The organism is Trinickia sp., assembly GCF_051954495.1.
Classification (GTDB): domain Bacteria; phylum Pseudomonadota; class Gammaproteobacteria; order Burkholderiales; family Burkholderiaceae; genus Trinickia.
This window is the reverse complement of the sequence record NZ_JBQCHR010000081.1, coordinates 1-24,213: the sequence shown is the minus strand read 5'-3', so window position 1 is coordinate 24,213 and position 24,213 is coordinate 1. Positions and strand designations below refer to the sequence as shown.

General features: G+C 64.0%; 22 protein-coding genes and 1 other RNA gene. 18 read left to right on the top strand and 5 right to left on the bottom strand.

Features of this window, described 5'->3' with window-relative positions:
- Nucleotides 1-19: 19 nt before the first annotated feature.
- The 4 genes from ACTHNR_RS11110 to ACTHNR_RS11095 all read left to right on the top strand — a co-directional run bounded on the left by ACTHNR_RS11110 (nt 20) and on the right by ACTHNR_RS11095 (nt 3,640).
- Nucleotides 20-571 carry an LPS-assembly lipoprotein LptE gene (locus ACTHNR_RS11110; protein ID WP_440547659.1) on the top strand — a complete coding sequence of 184 codons (552 nt, stop codon included), beginning with the start codon at nt 20-22 and terminating at the stop codon, nt 569-571.
- A gap of 30 nt (nt 572-601) precedes the next feature.
- Complete coding sequence (gene holA / locus ACTHNR_RS11105) at nt 602-1,690, top strand: DNA polymerase III subunit delta (protein ID WP_440547658.1); 1,089 nt, start codon at nt 602-604, stop codon at nt 1,688-1,690.
- Between the two features lie 135 nt (nt 1,691-1,825).
- Nucleotides 1,826-3,115, top strand: a complete 1,290-nt coding sequence (locus ACTHNR_RS11100; protein WP_440547656.1) for a glutamate-5-semialdehyde dehydrogenase — start codon at nt 1,826-1,828, stop codon at nt 3,113-3,115.
- A gap of 108 nt (nt 3,116-3,223) precedes the next feature.
- Complete coding sequence (locus ACTHNR_RS11095) at nt 3,224-3,640, top strand: CopD family protein (protein ID WP_440547655.1); 417 nt, start codon at nt 3,224-3,226, stop codon at nt 3,638-3,640.
- Between the two features lie 24 nt (nt 3,641-3,664).
- On the opposite strand, the gene ACTHNR_RS11090 is transcribed toward ACTHNR_RS11095, so the two are convergent.
- Nucleotides 3,665-4,528, bottom strand: coding sequence for a MurR/RpiR family transcriptional regulator (locus tag ACTHNR_RS11090; RefSeq protein WP_440547654.1), 864 nt, complete (start codon nt 4,526-4,528; stop codon nt 3,665-3,667).
- 274 nt (nt 4,529-4,802) lie between these two features.
- Here ACTHNR_RS11090 and edd point away from each other — a divergent pair, with 274 nt between their 5' ends.
- The 5 genes from edd to ACTHNR_RS11065 all read left to right on the top strand — a co-directional run bounded on the left by edd (nt 4,803) and on the right by ACTHNR_RS11065 (nt 10,984).
- The gene (gene edd / locus ACTHNR_RS11085; protein ID WP_440547653.1) at nt 4,803-6,677 is read left to right on the top strand and encodes a phosphogluconate dehydratase; all 1,875 of its coding nucleotides are present in this window, start codon (nt 4,803-4,805) and stop codon (nt 6,675-6,677) included.
- Nucleotides 6,678-6,687: 10 nt separating this feature from the next.
- Nucleotides 6,688-7,323 carry a bifunctional 4-hydroxy-2-oxoglutarate aldolase/2-dehydro-3-deoxy-phosphogluconate aldolase gene (locus ACTHNR_RS11080; RefSeq protein WP_440547652.1) on the top strand — a complete coding sequence of 212 codons (636 nt, stop codon included), beginning with the start codon at nt 6,688-6,690 and terminating at the stop codon, nt 7,321-7,323.
- A gap of 261 nt (nt 7,324-7,584) precedes the next feature.
- On the top strand, nt 7,585-8,952 hold the full coding sequence (locus tag ACTHNR_RS11075; RefSeq protein ID WP_440547650.1) for a GntT/GntP/DsdX family permease: 1,368 nt from the start codon (nt 7,585-7,587) through the stop codon (nt 8,950-8,952).
- 25 nt (nt 8,953-8,977) lie between these two features.
- Entirely contained in the window at nt 8,978-9,472 is a 495-nt protein-coding gene (locus ACTHNR_RS11070) for a gluconokinase (RefSeq protein WP_440547649.1), read from the top strand.
- A gap of 315 nt (nt 9,473-9,787) precedes the next feature.
- A complete protein-coding gene (locus tag ACTHNR_RS11065; RefSeq protein WP_440547647.1) occupies nt 9,788-10,984 on the top strand; it encodes a hypothetical protein in 1,197 nt (398 codons plus the stop codon).
- A gap of 113 nt (nt 10,985-11,097) precedes the next feature.
- On the opposite strand, the gene purB is transcribed toward ACTHNR_RS11065, so the two are convergent.
- Complete coding sequence (gene purB / locus ACTHNR_RS11060; RefSeq protein ID WP_440547646.1) at nt 11,098-12,486, bottom strand: adenylosuccinate lyase; 1,389 nt, start codon at nt 12,484-12,486, stop codon at nt 11,098-11,100.
- 125 nt (nt 12,487-12,611) lie between these two features.
- Nucleotides 12,612-14,012 carry an MFS transporter gene (locus ACTHNR_RS11055; RefSeq protein WP_440547645.1) on the bottom strand — a complete coding sequence of 467 codons (1,401 nt, stop codon included), beginning with the start codon at nt 14,010-14,012 and terminating at the stop codon, nt 12,612-12,614.
- Nucleotides 14,013-14,394: 382 nt separating this feature from the next.
- On the opposite strand from ACTHNR_RS11055, the gene ACTHNR_RS11050 reads away from it, so the two are divergent.
- The 3 genes from ACTHNR_RS11050 (at nt 14,395) to ACTHNR_RS11040 (ending at nt 17,788) form a co-directional block, all read left to right on the top strand.
- A complete protein-coding gene (locus tag ACTHNR_RS11050) occupies nt 14,395-15,354 on the top strand; it encodes a LysR family transcriptional regulator (RefSeq protein WP_440547644.1) in 960 nt (319 codons plus the stop codon).
- A gap of 135 nt (nt 15,355-15,489) precedes the next feature.
- Nucleotides 15,490-16,794 carry a Glu/Leu/Phe/Val family dehydrogenase gene (locus ACTHNR_RS11045; RefSeq protein WP_440547643.1) on the top strand — a complete coding sequence of 435 codons (1,305 nt, stop codon included), beginning with the start codon at nt 15,490-15,492 and terminating at the stop codon, nt 16,792-16,794.
- A 268-nt stretch (nt 16,795-17,062) separates the two neighbouring features.
- Nucleotides 17,063-17,788, top strand: a complete 726-nt coding sequence (locus tag ACTHNR_RS11040) for an amino acid ABC transporter ATP-binding protein (protein ID WP_440547642.1) — start codon at nt 17,063-17,065, stop codon at nt 17,786-17,788.
- Nucleotides 17,789-17,817: 29 nt separating this feature from the next.
- Here the strand turns inward: ACTHNR_RS11040 and ACTHNR_RS11035 are convergent, their stop codons facing one another.
- Nucleotides 17,818-18,738, bottom strand: a complete 921-nt coding sequence (locus tag ACTHNR_RS11035) for a class II glutamine amidotransferase (protein ID WP_440547641.1) — start codon at nt 18,736-18,738, stop codon at nt 17,818-17,820.
- Between the two features lie 257 nt (nt 18,739-18,995).
- On the opposite strand from ACTHNR_RS11035, the gene pyrC reads away from it, so the two are divergent.
- The 3 genes from pyrC (at nt 18,996) to rnpB (ending at nt 21,498) form a co-directional block, all read left to right on the top strand.
- Nucleotides 18,996-20,084 (top strand): dihydroorotase, encoded by a 1,089-nt coding sequence (gene pyrC, locus ACTHNR_RS11030; protein ID WP_440547640.1) that lies wholly within the window; start codon nt 18,996-18,998, stop codon nt 20,082-20,084.
- 22 nt (nt 20,085-20,106) lie between these two features.
- Complete coding sequence (locus ACTHNR_RS11025; protein ID WP_440547639.1) at nt 20,107-20,994, top strand: DUF3025 domain-containing protein; 888 nt, start codon at nt 20,107-20,109, stop codon at nt 20,992-20,994.
- Between the two features lie 90 nt (nt 20,995-21,084).
- An RNA gene (rnpB, locus tag ACTHNR_RS11020) (RNase P RNA component class A) lies at nt 21,085-21,498 on the top strand.
- A gap of 77 nt (nt 21,499-21,575) precedes the next feature.
- Here rnpB and ACTHNR_RS11015 read toward each other — a convergent pair.
- Complete coding sequence (locus ACTHNR_RS11015) at nt 21,576-21,998, bottom strand: OsmC family protein (protein WP_440547638.1); 423 nt, start codon at nt 21,996-21,998, stop codon at nt 21,576-21,578.
- Between the two features lie 595 nt (nt 21,999-22,593).
- Between ACTHNR_RS11015 and rplM the strand changes: the two genes are divergently transcribed.
- The 3 genes from rplM (at nt 22,594) to erpA (ending at nt 23,996) form a co-directional block, all read left to right on the top strand.
- On the top strand, nt 22,594-23,022 hold the full coding sequence (gene rplM / locus ACTHNR_RS11010; protein ID WP_102643875.1) for a 50S ribosomal protein L13: 429 nt from the start codon (nt 22,594-22,596) through the stop codon (nt 23,020-23,022).
- A gap of 11 nt (nt 23,023-23,033) precedes the next feature.
- The gene (rpsI, locus tag ACTHNR_RS11005; protein ID WP_440547637.1) at nt 23,034-23,426 is read left to right on the top strand and encodes a 30S ribosomal protein S9; all 393 of its coding nucleotides are present in this window, start codon (nt 23,034-23,036) and stop codon (nt 23,424-23,426) included.
- A 204-nt stretch (nt 23,427-23,630) separates the two neighbouring features.
- Nucleotides 23,631-23,996, top strand: a complete 366-nt coding sequence (erpA, locus tag ACTHNR_RS11000; protein ID WP_440547636.1) for an iron-sulfur cluster insertion protein ErpA — start codon at nt 23,631-23,633, stop codon at nt 23,994-23,996.
- Nucleotides 23,997-24,213: the final 217 nt, after the last annotated feature.

Sequence of the window (24,213 nt, the reverse complement as noted above, 5' to 3'; positions counted from 1 at the left end):
AGGCAACCAAGGAGCCAATGTGATTCGCCGATCGTTTCTCGCGCTCGCGTGTGGTGCGATGATGCTAGCCGGCTGCGGCTTTCAACTGCGCGGGCAGCAAAACTATGCATTCAAGCGGCTCGCCATCGTGGGCGCGCCGCCCATCGTCGCCGCGCGGTTGACTCGGATGATTCAAGGGGGCAGCGACACGGTTATCGTCGAGTCGACGGCCAACGCGGATGCGATACTGAGCGTCGCCGAGGGCCGCGGATCAGGCGTGCTGACGCTCAATTCGCTCGGCGTGGCGGCGGAGTATCAGCTCAACTACACGCTCAGTTATTCGCTGACGGGCGCGGACGGCGCCTTACTGATTCCGCCGAGTGCGATCGCACTCAATCGCGCGATGACATACGCGACCCAGTACTCGCAGGCAAAGGCGCAGGAAGCCGAATTGCTTTATGCCGATATGCAAAACGATGCGGTCGATCAGCTGACGCGCCGGCTCGCGACCGTCCATTCGCTGCACCCGGTGCCGGGCGAGCAGACGCCGGGCGTAGCGCCGCGCGCGCCGCTGCCGCCGCCGCCGCTCTGATCGGCCGGCGCCCCTCGGTACGATTTCGTCATGCAACTCCGACTCGACGCGCTCGATACGCACTTGGCGAAGGGCCTAGCCGGCCTATACGTCGTCTACGGCGACGAGCATTTGCTCGCGCAGGAGGCGTGCGATCGCATTCGCGCATCGGCGCGGGCGGCGGGCTTTACCGAGCGCAACGTCTTCACCGTTGAGCGCAGCTTCGATTGGAGTTCGCTGCTCGGTGCGACCCAATCGATGTCGCTGTTCGGCGATCGGCAACTGATTGAACTGCGGATCCCTTCGGGCAAACCGGGCAAGGAAGGCGCCGACGCCCTCAAGGCGTTGGCCGCGGCCGGCAATCCGGACGTCCTCGTGCTCGTCACGCTGCCGCGGCTCGACGCCGCGACGCAAAAGTCGGCCTGGTTCACCGCGCTCGCGGAGAGCGGGGTGTCGCTGCGCATCGATCCCGTGGAGCGCGCCCAATTGCCGAACTGGGTCGCACAGCGGCTCGCACAGCAAGGGCAGCGCGTCGCGCCGGGCGATGAGGGCCGCCGGGCCCTGCAGTTCATCGCCGAGCGCGTCGAAGGCAACTTGCTGGCGGCGCATCAAGAGATCCAAAAGCTGGGATTGCTGTACCCGCAAGGCGCGCTGACATTCGAGCAAGTGCACGACGCCGTGCTCAATGTCGCCCGGTACGACGTCTTCAAGCTCAACGAGGCGATGCTCGCCGGGGATGTCGGCCGCCTGTCACGCATGCTCGACGGTCTGAAGGGCGAAGGCGAGGCGGCCGTGCTCGTGCTGTGGGCGCTGACCGAGGAGTTGCGCACGCTGCTCAAGATCAAACGCGGCGCGGCGGCGGGCAAGCCGCTGGCGATGCTCCTGCGCGAGAACCGCGTTTGGGGGCCGCGCGAACGGCTCGTCGGGCCGGCGCTGTCACGGGTGACCGAGCCCTTGCTCGAGGAAGGGCTTGCGCTTGCGGCGGCGCTCGATCGGCAGGTCAAGGGGTTGACCGGCGCCGCGCCGGGAAGCCGCCGGCGGACGGCCTTGCCGCCTGACCCATGGGAAGGCCTGTTCGAACTGGCGGCGCTCGTCGCGGCGCCGGGTAAGCGCGGGCCGTCCCGCGCGATCGGCGCCTAGGCGAGTGTCGTAGGTCGAGGTTCCGCGATTCGCGCGAACCGGCCCCAGCAGCTAGAATCTAAACATTGGCCCTCCCGCCACAGTCAAGACAGACCGCGTAGACCGCGCCGCGTGCGCCCCGAAAGAGAATTCACGATGGAAATCGACGAGTACATGACCGGCATCGGCCGCCGCGCGCGCGCCGCTTCGCGCGCGATGGCGCGCGCCGCGACGAAAGCCAAGAACGACGCGCTCGAGGCCATTGCATGCGCGATCGAGCGCGAGCAGACGGCGCTCAAGGACGCGAACGCGCGGGACGTGGCCAAGGCGCGCGAGAAGGGCATGGACGCAGCGTTCGTCGATCGTCTGACATTGTCGGATAAGGCTTTGAGGACCATGATCGAAGGCCTGCGCCAAGTCGCCTCGTTATCCGATCCGATCGGCGAGATCAGCAACCTCAAATACCGCCCGACGGGCATTCAGGTCGGCCAGATGCGCGTGCCGCTGGGCGTGATCGGCATCATCTATGAATCGCGCCCGAACGTGACGATCGACGCCGCGGCGTTGTGTTTGAAGTCGGGCAATGCCGCCATTTTGCGCGGCGGCTCCGAAGCACTGGCCTCGAATACCGCGTTGGCCAAACTGATCGCCGAAGGGTTGGCCGCGGCCGGTTTGCCGAGCGATGCCGTGCAGGTCGTGGAAACGGCCGATCGCGCGGCGGTCGGTAAGCTCATCACGATGACCGAATACGTCGACGTGATCGTGCCGCGCGGCGGCAAGGGCCTTATCGCTCGGCTCATCGAAGAGGCGCGCGTGCCGATGATCAAGCACCTCGACGGCATCTGTCACGTCTACGTGGACGATCGCGCCGATCTGTGCAAGGCGCTCGCCGTGTGCGAAAACGCGAAGACGCATCGCTACGGCACGTGCAACACGATGGAGACGATGCTCGTCGCGCGCGGCATTGCCCGCGCCGCGCTGCCGCCGCTTGCACGCGTTTTCCGCGACAAGGGTGTCGAGCTGCGCGTCGATGCGGCCGCACGCGCGGTGCTCGAAGCCGCGCCGTGGGAAAGCGATGCGCCGCCGCTCGCGCTCGTGGACGCGACCGAGGAAGATTGGCGCACCGAGTATCTTGCGCCCGTGCTCGCGATCAAGATCGTCGATGGCATCGACGCCGCGATCGAGCACATCAACACGTACGGCTCGGCGCACACCGATGCGATCGTCACCGAAGATCACGACCGTGCGATGCGGTTCTTGCGCGAAGTGGATTCCGCGAGCGTCATGGTCAATGCGTCGACGCGCTTTGCCGACGGTTTCGAATTTGGCCTCGGCGCGGAAATCGGCATCTCGAACGACAAGCTTCACGCTCGGGGACCGGTCGGGCTCGAGGGGCTGACATCGCTCAAGTACATCGTGCTCGGGCACGGAGAAGTTCGGCAGTAGCACATTGCGCGGCAATCGACGCAGGGCGAGCGCGACTCGATCGCGAGCGTGCTCGACGCAGCGCCGATGCGCCACCATCCACCACGCACGACGACACGTACGATACCGATGCTCTGGGTAAAGACCTTTCACATCGTTTTCGTGGCCTCTTGGTTTGCGGGCCTTTTCTATCTTCCGCGAATTTTCGTCAACCTCGCCATGGAGTCGGATCAGGCCGCGCTCACCCGGCTGCTGACGATGGCGCGCAAGCTCTACCGCTTCATGACGATGATCGCCGTGCTCGCGCTGGCTTTCGGGCTTTGGCTTTGGCTCGGGTATGGCATCGGGCAAGGGCAAGGGTGGCTGCATGCGAAGCTTGGCGTCGTCGTGCTCCTGATCGCCTATCACGCCTATTGCCGCCGCCTGCTGACGGCGTTCGAGCGCGGCGAAAACCGACGCTCGGACCGCTGGTACCGGATCTTCAACGAGCTGCCGGTGTTCGGCCTCATCGCGGCCGTCGCACTCGTCGTCGTCAAGCCATTCTAGTCGCGTCGCGCGGCTTCACCGTGCTCAGTCCGGCGTTTCCTCGCGCGGGCGGCCGGTCTCGATTCGGCGCCGCGTAATGGCTTTCTTCGCGCGCGCGAGCTTGTCGACGAGTTCCGGTCCGCGTTTGAGCGCCACGCCGACGGCCAGGATGTCCCCGATCGCCAAATGCGATACCCGAGAGGTCATCGGCGAAAACACATCGGTTTCCTCGGCCACGTTCGCGAACAAGCTGACCGTCGCCATCTGCGCGAGCGGCGAGGTGCTGTTCGTGATCGCAATGACGCTTGCCCCGCAAGCCAGCGCCGAGCGAGCGGCCTCGACGATGTCGCGCGTGCGGCCCGTATTCGAAATTGTCACGACCACGTCGCCTTCGCCCAGCAGCGCCGCCGACATCGTGTAGGTGTGCGGATCGGCATAAGCGACGCTCGGAATGCCGAGCCGGAAAAATTTGTGCTGGATATCTTGCGCGGCGATGCCCGAACCGCCCGCGCCGTAAAACTCGATGCGGGACGCCCGCGCCAGCAGATCGATCGCCTTCGCGACACTGTGCGCCGACAAGCTGTTCCTAACTTCGATCAGCGCGCCGATCGTCCGATCGAATACCTTCGCGACCACGCCGGAAGCCGGCTCGTCCGGCCGCACGTCGCGATAGACGGACGGCAGCCCCGGCGCGATGCTTTGCGCCAGCCGGATCTTGAATTCACGAAACCCCCCGCAGCCGAGCGCCTGGCAAAACCGCGCGATAGTCGGCTGACTCACGCCGACGCGTTGCGCGAGTTCCGTCATCGCCAGGTCGAGCACCTCGCGCGGCGCCTCGAGCACGTAATCGGCGAGCTTGCGTTCCGACGGACGCAATTGCGCGCGCATCGCTTCAATTCTAGAAAGCATCTGAAAGACCCCCGGATGGGGTGTATCGTTTTTCTATCGATGGCGATAGTATGACCGGCGAAATGTAGAAAAGCTACACGTATTTTCTACCGACGTGCCGATCGGTTTTCGGTGAAGGCTTAAGTATTTAAAGGTGACGGCGGTCGATTTGCATTGCTGTCATGTAGTTTTTCTACTAAACTTGCACCGCCAAAATCGAGCTACGCGGCCCCAGGCCGTATCGCGCCACCCGCTCGGCGCCTGTGCGCCGACTTTCAGGAAGGAGCGTTTTCCCATGGTTTCGCTGCATCCCACGCTGACCGAAGTCACCCGCCGCATCGTGGAGCGCAGCCGCGCCACGCGTTCCGCTTACCTCGCGCGCATCGATGCGGCGCAAGGGCGGTTCCCGGCTCGCGGCGCGCTCTCGTGCGCCAACCTCGCGCACGGCTTCGCGGGCTTGGAAGGAAACGAGAAGCTGGCGATCAAGGCGATGCGCGAGCCGAATATCGGCATCGTCTCGTCCTACAACGAAATGTTGTCGGCGCACGCGCCGTACAAGGACTTCCCCGACATCATCAAGCGCGCCGCGCGAGAGGCAGGCGGCGTCGCGCAATTCGCGGGCGGTGTGCCCGCGATGTGCGACGGCATCACGCAGGGCAATGCCGGCATGGAGCTTTCGCTGTTTTCGCGCGAAGTCATCGCCATGAGCACGGCGGTCGCGCTCACGCACAACATGTTCGATGCGGCGCTATGCCTCGGCGTCTGCGACAAGATCGTGCCCGGTTTGCTGATCGGCGCCCTGCAGTTTGGACACTTGCCGACGGTCTTCGTGCCGGCCGGCCCGATGACGAGCGGCCTGTCGAACGACGAAAAAGCGAAGATCCGCCAACAGTTCGCGACGGGGCAGGTGGGACGCGACGCGCTGCTCGAAGCCGAATCGGCCGCCTACCACGGGCACGGCACGTGCACGTTCTACGGCACCGCGAACAGCAATCAAATGCTGATGGAAGTCATGGGACTGCATCTGCCTGGATCGGCCTTCGTCCATCCGCATACGCCGCTGCGCGATGCGCTGACGGCGGCTGCCGCGCGCCGCGTACTCGATTTGACGGTCGAGCGCGGCCAGTACATGCCGATCGGCCATGTCGTCGACGAAAAAGCGGTCGTGAACGGTATCGCCGCGCTGCTCGCGACGGGCGGCTCGACGAATCACACGTTGCATCTGGTGGCGATCGCGCGTGCAGCGGGCATCCTCATCGATTGGGACGATTTCGACGCGCTCTCGCAAGCCGTGCCCCTGCTCGCGAAGATCTACCCCAACGGCAAGGCCGACGTGAATCACTATCACGCGGCCGGCGGCATGGCCTTCCTGATCCGCAATCTGCTCGAAGGCGGACTGCTGCACGAGGACGTCAATACCGTGATGGGCAAGGGGCTGCGCCGCTATACGGAAGAACCCAAGCTCATCGACGGCCAGCTCGCCTGGGTGCCGGGGCCTGAGCAGAGCGGCGATGCCAAGGTGCTGCGGCCGATCGGCGAACCGTTCCAGCCTGACGGCGGCCTGCGCCTCATGCAGGGCAAACTGGGCCGCGGCGTCATCAAGATCTCGGCTGTCGCGCCCGAACACCGTATGGTGCGCGCGCCGGCGATCGTCTTCGATTCGCAAGAGGCCGTGCAAGCGGCATTCGATAAGGGCGAGCTCAATCGCGATTTCGTCGCCGTCGTGCGGTTCCAAGGGGCCCGCGCGAACGGAATGCCCGAACTGCATCGCCTGACGCCCCTGCTGGGCGTGCTGCAAGATCAGGGCTTCCATGTGGCGCTCGTCACCGACGGACGCATGTCGGGCGCATCGGGCAAGGTGCCCGCCGTGATCCACGTGTCGCCCGAGGCGCTGCTTGCCGGCCCGCTCGGCAAAGTGCGAGATGGCGATACGATCCTCATCGACGCCGAACACGGCGTGCTAGACGTCGAAATCGACGCGGGGCAATGGAATGCGCGCGCCGTCGAAGCACCCAAGCATCAAGCCGAAAACGAAGTCGGCTTCGGCCGCGAGTTGTTCGGCGTCTTTCGGGCAGCCGCGGCGCCCGCCGAAATGGGCGCCTCGGTGTTCGGGCCGCTCGTAGGCGAGCCGGCCCATGTCCCGCATCCGGTCCACGCAAACGAGCAATAAGGAGCCCAGCATGAAAAAGGTTGAAGACATCGTCCGCCTCGGTCCCGTCATTCCGGTGCTGGCCTTCGACACGGTCGAGCAGGGCGAGCACGTTTCGCGCGCGCTTCATGCGGGCGGCGTCAAGGTGCTCGAAATCACGCTGCGCACGCCGGCCGGCATCGGTGCGATCGAACGCGCGGCTCATCTTTCGTCCGACATCGTCGTCGGTGTCGGCACGATCACGAAGCCCGAGCACTGCGCGCAGGCGAAAAAGGCCGGCGCGCAGTTCGGCGTGTCGCCGGGCCTCACCCGTGACATCCACAAGGCCGCGCAGGATGCCGGCTTGCCGTTGCTGCCCGGCGTGATGACGCCGAGCGACATCCTGCTCGCGCTCGAACTCGGCTATGAGACGGTCAAGTTCTTCCCGGCGCAGCAAGCGGGGGGCATTCCGATGCTGCAGGCGTTGTACGGGCCGTTCCCCGCGCTCAAATTCTGCCCGACGGGCGGAATCACGACCGAGACGGCGCCGAGTTTCCTTGCGTTGCCGAACGTCGTTTGCGTCGGCGGCTCCTGGCTCACGCCGAAAGCGGCGCTTGCCGCGCAAAACTGGGACGAGGTCACGCGCCTCGCCCGCGCTGCCTCCGAACTCGCCGCGCATCAGCATTGACCCGCCTTGCCGCGGCGCCCGGACAGACCCGGGCGCCGGGCGATGCCTTCCCATGCGGCCGGCCCGCGTCCCGCAGTTCCCGAACACGCTGCCTCTCGCGCTCGACGCGAGCGATGTCTACGGGTTTTGGTTGATGGAACCGGTTCTATCGCCAAAATGCCGCGCCGACTACAATGCATCGTCCGCGTTGGGGCGGACCATGCCTGCGAGCCCCCGCGTTCGTCCACCTGCCTCGTTTCGAACAAGTAAAGGAGACTTTTCATGGGATCGGTCCACGGCGGACTCTTGCTGCTATACGCGCTGATCGCAATCGCGGCGCTCATCCTCCTCATCGCGCGGTATAAGGTCTATCCGTTTCTGGTTCTCATCATCGTCTCGCTGCTGCTCGGGCTGGCCTCGGGCATGCCGGTCGGCCAGATCGTCAAGTCGTTCGAGACCGGCAACGGCGGCACGCTCGGCCACATCGCCATCGTCGTCGGCCTGGGCACGATGCTCGGCAAGATGATGGCCGAATCGGGCGGCGCCGAGCGCGTCGCTACGACGCTGATTCGCTGGTTCGGCGAAAAGCACATTCACTGGGCGATGATGTTCGTGGCGATCATCGTCGGCTTGCCGGTGTTCTTCGAAGTGGGCTTCGTGCTCTTGATTCCGATTGCGTTCAACGTGGCCAAGCGAACGGGCAAGTCGCTGCTCTTGATCGGTCTGCCGATGGTGGCGGGCCTGTCAGTCGTGCACGGCTTGATTCCGCCGCACCCCGCCGCACTGCTCGCCGTGCAGGCGTACGGCGCCGACATCGGCAAGACGATCGCATACGGTCTCATCGTAGGCATTCCGACCGCCATCGTCGCCGGCCCGTTGTTTGCGCTGCTCGTGCATCGGCACGTCAAGCTGCCCGCGCACAACCCGCTCGCGGCCCAATTCGTCGAAACGGCAGACGAAGCCGAGGCGCAGCAGCGCGACCTCCCGGGTTTCGGCATTACGCTGTTCACGATCTTGCTGCCGGTCTTGCTCATGCTCGTCGGCAGCTGGGCCGATCTTGTCTTCGCACCGAAATCGACCGCGAACGATTTGCTGCGCTTCGTCGGCAATTCGGACGTCGCACTGCTGATTGCCGTGATCGTCAGCTTCTGGACCTTCGGCGCGCAACGCGGGTTCACGCGCGAGCAGATTCAAAAATTTTGCGGCGATTGTCTGGCGCCCATTGCCGGCATTACGCTGATCGTCGGCGCGGGCGGCGGCTTCGGCGGCGTGCTGCGCGATAGCGGCATCTCGCAGCAGATCGTCGCCGTCGCCACGCAGGCGCAGTTGTCGCCGCTGCTGTTCGGGTGGTTCGTCGCCGCATTGATTCGCCTGGCGACGGGTTCGGCCACGGTGGCGATGACGACGGCGTGCGGGATCGTCGCGCCAATCGCCAAGGCCGGCGCCATTCACGTGCAGCCGGAACTGCTCGTGCTCGCGACGGGCTCCGGATCGCTGATCTTCTCGCACGTGAACGATGGCGGCTTCTGGCTGATCAAAGAGTATTTCGGCATGACCGTGGGGCAGACGTTCAAGACCTGGTCGCTGTGCGAGACGATCATCTCGCTGCTCGGCCTCGGCTTGACGTTCGCCCTCGCGACGGTCGTGTAGACGATCTAGAAACGGTGGAACGGCAATGATTTTGATCGTGATGGGCGTGTCGGGCGCGGGCAAGACGCGGATCGGCGAGATGCTGGCCGAGCGCATCGGGTGCAGCTTTGTGGACGGCGACGTATTCCATAGCGCCGCGAACAAAGAGAAGATGGCTCAAGGCATCGCGCTGACCGATGACGACCGCTGGCCTTGGCTCGCGGCCATTCGTGCGGCGATCGAGCAGAAGGCGCATGCGGGCGAATCGCTCGTGGTGGGCTGCTCGGCCCTCAAACGCGTCTATCGCGATGTGTTGCGCGGCGGCGCGCAAGGCGACGGCCTCGTGCGGTTCGTTTATTTGAAGGGTTCGTTCGACCTGTTGCACGAGCGCCTCGCCACGCGCGGCCGGCATTTCTTCAATCCAGCACTGCTGCAAAGCCAGCTCGATACGCTCGAGGAGCCTGGCGACGACGAAGCGGTGACGGTCAGCATCGAGCTTGCTCCCGAGGTGATCGTCGATGAAGTCGTGAAGTGCCTGTAGGCGTTAGGAGCAGAAGCTGGGGAGGAACGCATCGAGCACATGTCGGAGCGCCCGCCGTTTGCTTGACGGGCACGCACATTGTGAGAGGCTTGAACGCTTTTCGAGAGCTTGGATCTGCGGCGTCGCTTGCATCGGGACGCGCGATGCTACGATCGCAGAGATGAAGCGCAGTACAACTGGCTTTGGCTTTGCGCATCGTTGCCTAGTGACTGGTGGGCATAGCCGCGGACACCGCGCAGGCGCTCCCGCCATGGCTGCCGTGCTGCTCCGAGGAGGTGCGTTTCCGGTATTTGCAAGCCGATGATGGAGTCACGCGTGGAACCAGACCAGTTGACTCGTGCGGTATCTCGAATGAGCATAAGAAGACGCGAAAGACAGGCAGCGGCGCCGCAAGTCGATGGTGCGGTGGAGCCCGGTCAAGAGGCGTGGAATCGATGGGCCGACAAAATACGCGAAGAGCGCAACGCGGAACTCGTTGCCATGCATCGAAGAGGTGCCTATGCCAAGCGCGTGCCTAAGCAAGAGCACGACTTATTCCTATATTTGATGTACCGCGCGGTGGAAGGCCGATCCATCGAAGGCGATTCGTTCGATCGGTTGCGTGCGGCTAACCATGTCGTCAATGAAACGCGGGAAGAGCTCGACCTTGGCCGCGGCAACGTGATCGATGACATTGAGGATACTCGCGGTGCGTCGTCCCGCCACGTCAAAGTCGCCTATGAGCTGAGGCGCGAGGTCGAGGATCGGCTTAATAGGCTTTTATTGAAGGCTAACGCTGGTAAAGCCCTTAGCGAGCCCGATAAGCGTCTGACGGAAACGCTGAAAAGCGGAGACGCTAAGAGGCTGACCGAAGTCCATCTGGAGCAGCTCCGTGCTGTTTGCGCTACGAAATTGGAGGCGGGCCACTGCAGAGACTTTGCTGCCGTAGCCGCGACGATCGGTCGTTTAAGACACCCAAGATGGCCGCCCCTCCACCAGGTCAACTCATCGAAGTGCGATCACGGATGGACGGAGGTGCGGCTCGATAGTCCTCATCCAAGCCGCGAGGATGTCATTATCGACCCATGGGGGTATGGGCCAGCGGTGTTGCGCGAGGATTCGTACTTCGCTTGGCCAAGTGATAGGCACGTACCTAAAGGTGTCGATCCGCTCGGTCTCGTACCTCGGTACGTAACGTCCAGGCGCGCGCTGACTTCGGAAGACGTGCCGCAGATCGCACTCCTCATGGAAGCGCTGGAGGACTATGTGGCCTCGCCCGATATTGAGCGTTTCGTTGAAGGCCGACTCGAGGTGCATAAGAATTACGCGCTTCCCCGAGGCAGCCTATTTGGCGCGTCCCGGGTCGAGAGCGAGGAGTTCGTCGCGCGCGCGGAAAGCCGTTTCGGCGCACTCGGGTCTGATGCACGGGGGCGGATGCTGCGGCTGGTCATAGCGGCCGGCGTTAGCCGGCAACTAGGAACCAACGTCAAGCAGGCCGCCCGAGAGGCCGAAATGTGGTTTCAGCGCCAGTGATAGCGCGACCTTGCTGCAAGCTCGCAGCGGTGCTCGAAATCGGCTGAGTGCCTGGCGAATAAAAAGGGCGCGCGGTTTGCACCGCGCGCCCTTTTCGCTGGAAGCGGTGTTTTTTAAGCAATCCGCTTGGCGAGCTCCGCCGCCTTGCCCGTGTACGACCCGGGTGTCATGGCCGCCAGCAGCGCTTTCGCGTCGTCGGGGATTGCCAGCGTGGCAATGAACTGCTGCAGCGCTTCGCGCGTGATGCCCTTGCCGCGCGTCAGTTCCTTCAGCTGCTCGTACGGGTTTTCGATGCCGTAGCGGCGCATGACCGTTTGTACCGGCTCGGCCAGCACTTCCCAGCATTGATCGAGATCTTCGTTCAAGCGAGCCGGATTCACTTCAAGCTTATCCAGGCCGCGAATCAGCGAATCGTAGGCGAGCAGCGAATAGCCGAGCGCGACACCCATGTTGCGCAAGACCGTCGAATCGGTCAGGTCGCGCTGCCAGCGCGAGACGGGCAGCTTGTCGGCGAGATGGCGCAACGTCGCATTGGCGAGACCGAGGTTGCCTTCCGAGTTTTCGAAATCGATCGGATTGACCTTGTGCGGCATGGTCGACGAGCCGATTTCGCCGGCCTTCGTCTTTTGCTTGAAGTAGCCGACCGAGATGTAGCCCCAGACGTCGCGGTCGAGATCGAGCAGGATCGTGTTGGCGCGCGCGACGGCGTCGAACAGCTCGGCCATGTAATCGTGCGGTTCGATTTGAATCGTGTACGGATTGAACGTGAGCTTGAGCCGCGCCTCGATCACGTTGCGCGAGAACGCTTCCCAGTCGAATTCCGGATAGGCGGCCAAATGCGCGTTGTAGTTGCCCACCGCGCCGTTCATCTTGCCGAGGATTTCGACGCGGGCGATACGATCGATCGCGCGGGCCAAACGCGCGGCGACGTTGGCGATTTCCTTGCCGAGCGTGGTCGGGCTGGCCGGCTGGCCATGCGTGCGCGAGAGCATCGGCTGCTCGGCCAGCGCATGGGCGAGGGCAACGAGGCGGCCGTGCACCGAGCGCAGCGCGGGCAGGATCACGTGTTCGCGCGCACCGGAGAGCATCAGGCCGTGCGACGTATTGTTGATGTCCTCCGACGTGCAGGCGAAGTGGATGAATTCGCTCGCGCGCTCCAACTCCGGCTGACCCTTCACCGATTCCTTGAGCCAGTATTCGACGGCCTTCACGTCGTGATTGGTGACGCGCTCGATATCCTTGATGCGGGCGGCGTCATGCGGCGAAAACCGGGCGACGAGATCGAGCAGAAAGGTTTCCGCCGCTTCGGAAAAACGCGGCATTTCGGCGAAGCCCGCTTGCGACAGCGCGATGAGCCAATGGACTTCGACGGTCACGCGGTGGCGCATGAATGCGGCTTCGGAGAGCCAATCGCGCAGCGCTTCGGTCTTGGAGGCGTAGCGGCCGTCGAGCGGCGAGAGGGCGGTAAGGGAAAACAGCGTATCGGCGCGGGTATCGGACATGATGAGACGTCGCGCTCGAGGCGCGGGTTCGGAGCAGGGGAGAACCCGCGATTTTACCACCGCCCGAGCGCCGCCCTCGTAAGGGGCATCGAGCAGGCGGGCGTCGGCCTGCTCGATCGGCCCGGTCATTCGCTGGCCGTCGCCGCTTGTCCGACGTGCGGGACTTGCGCGGCGGGCGAGTTCGCGCTGCCCGGGGCGGCCCAGACGAGCCACTGCGCACGCAGCGCGAGGATTGCCACGCAGGCGCATGCGGCCAGCGCGCCGAACGTGGCGAAGCCCATTTGGTAGCTGCCCGTGCTTTCCTTGGCGATGCCCATCACGACGGGCAGATAGAAGCCGCCGATGCCGCCGGCCGCGCCGATGACACCGGAAAGCAGGCCCGTCTTGCCTTTCCAGCGATGGGGGACGAGCTGGAACGTCGCGCCGTTGCCGAGACCGAACGCGAGATACAAACAGACGAGGATCGCGATGCCGCCGGCGAGCGGAGGCATCCATGCGGCGAACGCGAAATCCGCGAGCGAGATGAGCGCAAGCAACGCGGTCAATGCGCGCACGCCGGTGATGCGGTCGGCCAAATATCCGCCCATGGGCCGCACGATGGCGCCGAGGAAGGCGAGCAGCGACATGAACAATCCGGCTTCGAGCTTCGGCATCTGGTAGAGCGTCGTGAGGAGCAGCGTCACGTACGAGGACATTCCCACGAAGCCGCCGAACGTGATGCTGTAGACGAGCATCATGACCCACGTGTCGCGTTCGGCGAGTACGGTGCGATAGCGCGCCGGCAGCAGGGCGATCGCGCCGGCGGCGCCGAGCACCGGCAGCAGCAGCACGCCCGTCTTGCCCGCGCCGAATAGGCCCGCGTGAACGGCGAGCACGAGTGCGACGAGGCCCGCGAGCATCGTCGCGAAACCCGCCATCGCGCGCGCCGCGCTACCGGCCTTTTCCCCTCGGTCGTCGCCCCAGACGAACAGCGCGAAACCGGCGATCGCCAGCAGCGGCAGCGCCGCCGCCGTCGCGTATTGCCAGCCCAGCGCGTCGGCCACGCGCGGGAACAAGAAGCCGTCGAGCACCGCACCGATGTTGCCGGCCGCGGCCAGGCCGAGCACGAGGCCCTGGACCTTGGCCGGGTAGCTGCTGCCGGCCATCGGCAAGGCGACGGCGAAACTCGCGCCGCCTACGCCGAGAAACACGCCGAGCACGAGCAGCAGCGTGTACGAAGGCGTCGTCGGCCACAGCGGCAGGACGATCGTCGGCAGCGCCGAGATCAGCACGCCCATCAACGCGACGCGCCGGCCGTTCGCCGACTGATAGAGATTGCCGAGCGCGACGCGCAAGATGGCGGCCGAAAGCACCGGAACAGCGACGAGAAAACCTTGCTGTGCGGCCGACATCGCAATGCTCTTGCCGATGAACGGGGCCAGCGGCCCGTAGAGGACCCACACCGTGAAGCCTGTGTCGAAGTAGAGAAAGCATGCGAGGAGCGAGCGCCAGTTGCCGCTCCGTAGCGCAAGTTGCAGGTTCTTCATGTTTCGTCCTCGCATCGAATGTCGGATGAATCGTTAGGGGCGGTGCACGCCGCTGCGTCCAGCCCAGCGGAACGCGCGCGACGGCTCGGCAATGCAAGCCCTATGCCATCGGCATGCCGCCCCGCGTTGGCCCGGGCGCTGCGCTAGGCGCCGCGTGCGGTTGCGGCGCCGCGCATGGGCTTGGCGCCGGCTGCGTTCCGAGCCGCGACGGTCGCGAGCCGCGCGCGGCGACGCACCTGCGCCGCGCGCCCTAGCACTGACGATGTGCCGGGGCGCGCAGCGATGGTGCGCTGCATCAAGATTGCGCTGAAATATTCCCACCGGGCGCGCCGGTACAATGCGTCGTCACCGCTCGTTCGGCTCCAGAGGGCCGCCCTTTCGCATGGAACTCAAGTGGCTGGAAGATTTCGTTTCGCTGGCTGAGACGCGCAGCTTCAGCCGATCCGCCGAGTTGCGGCACGTGACGCAGCCGGCGTTCTCGCGTCGCATCCAAGCGCTCGAGGCTTGGCTCGCGACCGAACTCATCGACCGATCGGTCTATCCGACGCGCCTCACGCAAGCGGGCGAGGTATTCCTCGAACAAGCGCTCGCGATGCTGTCGCACATGCACGAGTCACGCATTTTGCTGCGCGGCCACGTGCGCTCGCCCGCGGCGACGATCGAATTCGCCGTACCGCACACGCTGTCGCTCACGTACTTCCCGCTATGGCTGCAGCGCATCGAAGCGAAGATGGGGCCGGTGCACACGCGTCTGCGCGCGCTGAACGTGCACGACGCCGTGTTGTCGCTGGTGGAGGGCGGCTGCGACCTCGTGATGGGTTATCACCATCCGAGCCATCCCGTCGCGCTCGACCCGGGCCGCTACGACATGCTCACGCTCGGCTTCGAGCCCATCAGTCCGTTCTCGGCGCCGTCGCGTGCGGCGCGTGCGCGCTACACGCTACCGGGCACGGCCGATGCGCCGGTGCCGTATCTGTCGTACACGCCGAATGCGTATCTCGGGCGCATGACCGAGGTCATCGTCGCGAACGCGCCCGAGCGGCTTTATCTCGACCGCATCTACGAAACCGACATGGCCGAGGCGCTCAAGGCGATGGCGCTCGCCGGCCACGGCGTCGCCTTCCTGCCGCACAGCGCGGTGGAAGACGCGGTGGCCGCGGGCGATTTGATCCGGCTCGATCGCTCCGCCTCGCGTGGTCTGCCCGCCGATCGCTTCACGTTGACGATGGAAATCCGCCTGTATCGCGACAAGCTCGCGGCGGGCGGCGACGATCCGCGCCAACAGCTCGTGCGCCGCTTATGGCAGGTCGTCGCCGACGAGCTCGGCGTCAAGCCGGCGTAGCAGCTCGGCCCGCCGGCCGTCCTACGTCCTTCCGAAGCTTATGCAAGAAATGCATAACGGGATGACCAAACGGCATTGGATTTCAGAATGGGCTTTTTCGACAATGGCGCACATTCCGTGACCGTTGGAGTCTTCATGTCTTCGCAACTGCAGTCCACCACGTCTGCACAATCGATCCCCTCGTACCTTCATGCCGACGATCTCGGCCCCTGGGGAAACTATCTGCGTCAAGTCGATCGCGTCGCGCCGTACCTCGGCTCGTCGTCGCGTTGGATCGAAACACTGAAGCGTCCGAAGCGCATCCTCATCGTCGATGTGCCCATCGAGCTCGATAACGGCACCATCGCGCACTTCGAGGGTTATCGCGTTCAGCACAACGTGTCGCGCGGCCCGGGCAAGGGCGGCGTGCGTTATCACCAAGACGTGACGCTCTCCGAAGTCATGGCGCTGTCGGCCTGGATGTCGGTGAAGAACGCGGCCGTGAACGTGCCGTACGGCGGCGCGAAGGGCGGTATCCGCGTCGACCCGCGCACCCTGTCGCGCGGCGAGCTCGAGCGTGTCACGCGCCGCTACACGAGCGAAATCGGCATCATCATCGGACCGAACACCGACATTCCCGCGCCTGACGTCAACACGAACGAGCAGATCATGGCGTGGATGATGGACACGTACTCGATGAACCAGGGCCAGACGGCCACGGGCGTCGTGACGGGCAAGCCGATCTCGCTGGGCGGTTCGCTCGGCCGCCGCGAAGCGACGGGCCGCGGCGTGTTCGTCGTGGGCACGGAAGCGGCGCGCCGCGTGGGCCTCGATATCGCAGGCGCACGCATCGCCGTGCAAGGCTTCGGCAACGTAGGCGGCATCGCGGCGCGCTTGTTCGAGGAGGCGGGCGCCAAGGTCATCGCCGTGCAGGATCACACGGGCTCGCTGCACAAGGCGAGCGGCATCGATACGCATGCCTTGCTGGAACACGTGGCGAACACGGGCGGAGTGGGCGGCTTCAAGGGCGCCGATCCGGTCGCGAACGACGAGTTCTGGATGATCGAAACGGACATCCTGATCCCGGCCGCGCTCGAAAACCAGATCACCGAGAAGAACGCCGCCAAGATCAAGACGAAGATCATCGTCGAAGGCGCGAACGGCCCGACCACGACGGCGGCCGACGACATTCTGCACGACAAGGGTGTGCTCGTGATCCCCGACGTCGTCGCCAACGCCGGCGGCGTGACCGTCTCGTACTTCGAGTGGGTGCAGGACTTCTCGAGCTTCTTCTGGACCGAGGACGAGATCAACCAGCGCCTCGAGCGCGTGATGCGCGAAGCCTTCAGCGCCGTTTGGCAAGTGGCGAGCGACAACAAGGTATCGATGCGCACGGCGGCGTTCATCGTCGCGTGTAAGAGAATTTTGCTGGCCCGCGAGCTGCGCGGCCTTTATCCCTGATTCCCTATTCGCCACAAGCGAAACGGGTCTAGCTTGCCGGCGCGCCCCTCACGGCGCTTCCGGCTTCCCCTCGGCGGGCGGCATCGCAAGGTGTCGCCCGTTTTACGTTTACCGGTGTCTGTAGCGTTGAACCTTGGATTCGGCATCCGACGAGCGGTAGCCGTATCTCGACGTCCATTTCTACTCACGGGCTCGGGCCGCGTATCATGCGAAGGCTTCGTCGGCCCGGGCAGCGGCCGTCGACGGTTTTTGCGATAAGGATCACCGGATGATTTCAATCAAGAACGTTTCGAAGTGGTACGGCACGTTTCAGGTGCTGTCCGACTGCACCACGGAAGTCGCGAAGGGCGAGGTGGTCGTCGTCTGCGGGCCGTCCGGTTCAGGCAAGTCGACGTTGATCAAGACCGTGAATGGTCTCGAGCCGTTTCAGCAAGGGGAGATCATCGTCGACGGTCAATCGCTCGGCGACAAGCAGACGAACTTGTCGAAGCTGCGCGCGAAAGTCGGTATGGTGTTTCAGCACTTCGAGCTCTTTCCGCATCTGTCGATCATGGAGAATCTCACGCTCGCGCAGATCAAAGTGCTGGGCCGATCGAAGGATGAAGCGGGCGACAAGGGCCTGAAACTGCTCGAACGGGTGGGCCTGAAAGCGCAGGCCGATAAATTTCCGGCGCAGCTTTCGGGCGGTCAGCAGCAGCGCGTGGCCATTGCGCGCGCGCTGTCGATGGATCCGGTGGCGATGCTGTTCGACGAGCCCACGTCCGCGCTCGACCCCGAGATGATCAACGAGGTGCTCGACGTGATGGTCGAACTTGCGCAAGAAGGCATGACGATGATGTGCGTGACACACGAAATGGGCTTCGCGAGGAAGGTCGCGCACCGCGTCATCTTCATGGACCGAGGCGCCATCGTCGAGGACGACCGCAAGGACGCGTTCTTCGCCAATCCCAAGTCCGACCGCGCGAAGGAATTCCTAGCGAAGATTCTGCATTGAGCACAAGGGTGCCTAGGCGCTCCGATCGCTCAGGATTCGAACGCCGCGATGTCGTCTGTATCGCCAGTATCGGCGGCCGTGCCGAAGGCGGCGGCCGGTAAGCGCCTGGGCGCCGAGGCGCTTGCATCGCAAGCCGGGTTGCGTGCTTTTTCCAATACGGAAGGCGGCACCGGGATATGCGCGTGCGCGGCCACTTCCCCGTCTTGGAACATCAGCAGGTCGCCGGGCGCGAACGCAGTCCAGATCTCGTCGTCGGTCAACGGCTGCGTCGCGATGACGGCCACGCGATCTTCCGGCGTCGTGTATTGCGCGAAGTCGATCGACATGTCGGCATCGATCAGGTGCGCCGTCGAGAACGGCCAGCGCCGAACGATGTAGTGCAGGTGGGTCGAGCAATGGGCGAAGAGGGCTTGCCCGTTCGACATGAGAAAGTTGAATACGCCGAAATCGGTAATATCTCGCGTCAGCGCCGTCAGCGAATCGAACAATTCTTGCAGCGGCGGCTGCGCCCCCGGAAACGCCCGGCGCAAGCCTTGCATCAATGCGCAAAAGGCGAGTTCGCTGTCGGTCGTTCCGACAGGCTGAAAAACGCCGTTGATCTCCGGGCTGTAGTCCTTCAAGTCGCCGTTGTGCGCGAAGATCCAATGGCGGCCCCACAACTCGCGCATGAACGGGTGGCAATTTTCAAGCAGGATGTGGCCCTGCGTCGCCTTGCGGATATGCGCGATCGTGTTCTTCGACTTGATCGGATAGCGCTTGACCATCTCGGCGATCGGGGAGGTGGCCGACGATTGATGGTCGATGAACAAGCGGCATGCCTTGTCTTCGAAAAAGGCGATGCCCCAGCCGTCCGCGTGATGATCGGTGATGCCGCCGCGCGCAGCGAAGCCCGTGAAGGAGAACGTGACGTCCGTCGGCGCGGCGCAGTTCATTCCGAGGAGTTGGCACATAGGACAGGCTGGCGATGCGTGTGGTCGGGCGGGCGCGCTAGGCGAACCCGCTACAATATGTTTTTTTGAAGCATATACCGAGCCGCCGGCCGAAAAAAGCGAAATCGCCGGGCCGCCTAGGGCGTCCGTTGCGGTTTTTCCACGATGGCGGCGCGCATGCTTGGCTCAACGCTATTCGTTCACATCGCTCGATTCGCTTTTTTGTCGCCGCGCGGCTTGCCCGCCGGCCCCCTTGCAAGACTTGCCAGATCGTCGCCATGACCGTTTCCGATTCGTCCCCGAATGCCGCGCCGCCGACCGGCGCGCCGTCCTCGCTCACCTTGGCCCGTCCCGACGACTGGCACTTGCATTTGCGTGACGGCGAAATGCTCGCCGCCGTGCTGCCGCATACCGTCCGCCAGTTCGGCCGGGCGATCGTCATGCCGAATCTGAAACCGCCCGTGACGACGGTCGAAGCGGCCCGCGCCTACCGGGAGCGCATCGTCGCCGCGCTGCCGATCGGCGCGACGTTCGAGCCGTTGATGACGCTTTATCTCACTGACAACACGCCCCCCGATGAGATTCGCCGCGCGAAGGAATGCGGTTTCGTGCATGGCGTAAAGCTCTATCCCGCCGGGGCGACCACGAATTCCGATTTCGGCGTGACTGATTTGTCCAAATGCGCGAAGACGCTCGAGGCGATGCAGGAAGTCGGGCTACCGTTGCTCGTGCACGGCGAGGTGACCGATTCGTCGATCGACCTGTTCGATCGCGAAAAGGTGTTCATCGACCGAGTGATGATCCCACTGCGCCGCGATTTTCCGGGGCTCAAGGTGGTCTTCGAGCACATTACGACGAAGGACGCGGCGCAATACGTCCGAGACGACGACGCGCCGGCCGGGTTGCTCGGCGCCACGATCACGGCGCACCACCTGCTCTATAACCGCAATGCCATTTTCCAGGGCGGCATTCGTCCGCACTATTACTGCCTACCGGTGCTCAAACGCGAGACGCATCGCGTTGCGCTAGTCGAAGCGGCCACGTCGGGCAGCCCGCGCTTTTTCCTCGGCACCGACAGCGCGCCGCATCCCAAGGGTTTGAAGGAGCATGCATGCGGCTGCGCCGGGTGCTACACGGCATTGCATGCGCTCGAACTCTATGCCGAAGTGTTCGACAACGCCGGCGCGCTCGACAAGCTCGAAGGATTCGCGAGCTTCTTCGGGCCGGACTTCTACGGTTTGCCGCGCAGCCGCGAGCGGGTGACGCTCGTGCGCGAGCGCTGGACGTTGCCGGCCGAAATCGTCGCGGGCGAAGCCTTGGTCGTGCCGCTGCGCGGCGGCGAGCCGATTGGTTGGCGCCTCGTCTGAGAGAGGGATCGCCCAGGTGGACATGACTCACCGTGCCACCGCCGATGACGGGGTCGATGCCGACGGGGGCATTCCATCGCGCTCGTCGATCGCGACGCTCTCGCAGGTCGATTGGTCGGCGCCTTGGCTTGCGCCCTATGCGCGCCGCGGGGCGCGCTGGCATCGCTGCGTGGAGGAGGGCACCGATTTCATCGCAATGCTCGCACGCGAAGCCCGCGCAGCGGGCCATCTCACCGGCAAAGGCCGCCCGCTCTCGTTCATCGAACAAGCCGAGCTGCCGGTCGGCGCCGCCTACGAGGCGCACATCGCCGCAACGGGCGGCGTGCCGACGCGGCACAATCTGCACGATTTTTTCAACGCGCTGATGTGGTTCGCGCACCCGCGCGTGAAGGCGATGCTCAACGCGCATCAAGCCAGAGAGATCGAGCGCGACGGCGTTCAGGGTGCGCGCGGCGCCGCCCGCGATTTCCTCACGCTGTTCGACGAAAACGCGATGTTGTTCGTCTGCGCCGATCCGTCCTTGAGCGCGGCGCTCACGGCGTTCGATTGGCGGCGCTTGTTCGTTAAGGAGCGCGCCGCATGGGGCACGCGCTGCGAAGCGCGCGTATTCGGGCACGCGTTGCTCGAAAAGCTCGTCGCTCCGTACAAGGCCTGCACGGGGCACGCGTGGATCGTCGCCGCGCCCGCCGATTACTTCGGCTGGCAGACCGACCGGCGCGACGCGTGGCTGGACGAGACCGTTGCTGCGTCGCTTGCGGATGCGACCGTGCTCGAGAATAGCCGTTACTCGCCGCTGCCGGTCCTCGGCGTGCCTGGTTTTTGGTCAGCCAACGCCGAGCCCGCGTTCTATGACGATGCGACGGTCTTTCGCCCGGGGCGGCGGGCTCGAGGCGTCGCGGCGCGTGCGTAGCGGAACCTGGCGGCCGCACCGTCGGCATTGGCGCGGACGTTTGCGATCGCTTTCTGCGCCATGTCCCGCGGTGGTAGACTCACAGACTGCAAAGCAGGCCAGGCAGTCGCGGCTTTTCGGGGGCAACTCCGGAAGGGCGAGGAAAGTCCGGACTCCATAGGGCAGGGTGATGGCTAACGGCCATCCGTGGCGACACGCGGAACAGGGCAACAGAGAACAAACCGCCGATGGCCCGGTGACGAACCGGGATCAGGTAAGGGTGAAACGGTGCGGTAAGAGCGCACCGCGGCTGCGGCGACGCAGGCGGCACGGCAACCTCCACCCGGAGCAATTCCAAATAGGCAGGCACGCATCTTCGGATGCAAGGCGGGGCCCCCGTCTTGCCTGCGGGTAGGAAGCTCGAGCGCGTCAGCAATGGCGCGCCTAGAGGAATGGCTGCCACGTTCCAGGGCGCCGCAAGGCGCCCGGAGCGCACAGAATCCGGCTTACCGGCCTACTTTGCCTCCCATACCGAAAAGCCGGCGTCTCTAAAGGCGCCGGCTTTTTCATATCGAACGCGCGGCGCGTCGCGCCCTGATGCTTCAGGCTTCGACGATATCGAACGAATGCGAGAGTTCGGCCGTCTTGGCCAGCATGATCGACGCCGAGCAGTACTTGTCGTGCGACAGGTTAATCGCGCGCTCGACGGTAGCCGGATTCAGGTTCCGGCCCGTCACCGTGAAGTGGAAATGGATCTTCGTGAAGATTTTCGGGTCTTCGCTCGCACGCTCGGCTTTTAGCGTGACAGAGCAGCCTGCGATTTCCTGACGGCTTTTCTTCAGGATCATGACGACGTCGTACGCCGTGCAGCCCCCCGTGCCGAGCAGCACCATTTCCATGGGCCGCGGGGCCAGATTACGGCCTCCGCCTTCCGGCGCGCCATCCATCATGGCCAAATGGCCGCTGCCCGTCTCCGCGGCAAAGGCCATGCCGTCCGGCCCCATCCAGCTTACTTTGCATTCCATAGCACGACTCCCGCTGTGTTCTCGTACGTTGTCATCCGATCGGATTGGCATTGTAGCCTCGCGGCGCAGGAGGGATCGGCTGCCCCGCGCATCGGATAAGCGGACACCGTGAGTTCAGTTGAATTTCATATTATGAAGTTTGGTTTCGCAATGCAAATTTTCTTGCCTAGCTGCCGTTCGCTCTGTACAATGCGCCTCATTGGTTGTCGTCTTCGACAATCTCCGCATGTCTCCTCCACCCTCCTCCTTAGGTGGATTAAGCCCGAGCCGAGAGTTCGGGCTTTTTTTCGCCTGTTTGGGGCAGGGTCTCGGCGGGGCAAGGCCAAGGGGCCGACAGGCTGTCGGTTCGTACGATCGTTGCTTGGCCGCACCCTGCCGCACTTGGCCTCGCACTTGGTCTGTTTCCGCGCCGCTGAGCGTCGTTTTCCGTCGGGGAATCCTCGCCTTTGACTCGGTAGTGCAAATTCCTTTATAATTCAGGGCTTTTCCGCATCCATGCCCGCGGAAGAAGAACAGGGAGAGCCTGCACGACGCCTCGACGCGTCACATCCAAGCAGGAAAAATACGAAGGGCAGGTCAATTTTTTGGATCGATCATGAAGACGTTTTCCGCCAAAGCCGAACAGGTGACGCGCGAATGGTACGTGATTGACGCGACGGATAAGGTTCTCGGCCGTGTCGCCAGCGAAGTGGCGCGCCGTCTTCGCGGCAAGCATAAGCCTGAGTTCACTCCGCACGTCGACACCGGTGATTTCATCATCGTTATCAACGCCGGCAAGCTGAAGGTCACGGGCAACAAGACCACGGACAAGAAGTACTACCGCCACTCGGGCTACCCGGGCGGCATCTATGAAACGACGTTCGGCAAGATGCAAGAACGCTTCCCGGGCCGCGCGCTCGAGAAGGCGGTCAAGGGCATGCTGCCGAAGGGCCCGCTCGGCTACGCGATGATCAAGAAGCTGAAGGTCTACGCTGAAGCCACGCATCCGCATTCGGCGCAACAGCCGAAAGCGCTCGAGATCTAAGGGGAGCCCACATGATCGGTAACTGGAACTACGGTACGGGCCGCCGCAAAAGCGCCGTCGCACGTGTCTTCATCAAGGCTGGCAAGGGCGAGATCGTCGTCAACGGCAAGCCCATCGCGGATTACTTCTCGCGCGAAACGTCGCTGATGATCGTGCGTCAGCCGCTCGAGCTCACGAACCACGGCACGACGTTCGACATCAAGGTCAACGTCTCGGGCGGCGGTGAAACGGGCCAAGCCGGTGCGGTTCGCCACGGCATCACGCGTGCGCTGATGGACTACGACGCAACGCTGAAGCCCGCTCTGTCGAGCGCCGGCTTCGTCACGCGCGACGCGCGTGAAGTCGAGCGTAAGAAGGTCGGCTTCCACAAGGCACGTCGCCGCAAGCAGTTCTCGAAGCGTTAATCGCTTCGACGCGCCCGCCCATGGCGGGTTGCTGCAGAAAGCCGCCGCTGCGCACGCACGGCGGCTTTTTGCTTTTTCATTGGCTTTTCCGCTGTGCCCCGTGCGCGAGAACCCATTGCATTCATAGGGTTACCGCACCGAGGATCAGCACGAGTGGCCGAAGGGCCCTACAATAGCGCTTAGAAGTTTTTTTGGAGAGTTCGAATGAGCGCCGTCACCGATACCCCCGTGACCGAAATGCCGAGCCCCTTCGTCTTTACGGACGCGGCGGCCGATAAGGTGAAGCAATTGATCGACGAGGAAGGCAACCCCGACCTCAAGCTGCGCGTGTTCGTGCAAGGCGGCGGCTGCTCGGGCTTCCAGTATGGCTTTACGTTCGACGAAGCGGTCAACGAAGACGACACCGTCATGAACAAAGCAGGCGTGCAGTTGTTGATCGATTCGATGAGCTACCAGTATTTGGTCGGCGCCGAGATCGACTACAAGGACGACATCAACGGCGCCCAGTTCGTCATCAAGAATCCGAACGCCAGTACCACGTGCGGGTGCGGCTCGTCGTTTTCGGTTTGAAGCGTCGAACAGCGAACGGGCGTGGGCAACATTAAGCCGCGCGCCGGTTCGTATGGGAAAGACGGGGCTTAGGCCCTAATGCCGTTCAGTTAAGCACTGAACGGCATTTTTGCATGTGGGTCAGGAAGATGTTGTAAACCGCGCGCCGAGCTGTTAACTTTTCGGCGCGATGCTCTCCAATCACCTGACCTTTCTGCTCGAAGCGGAGCAGCCGGCC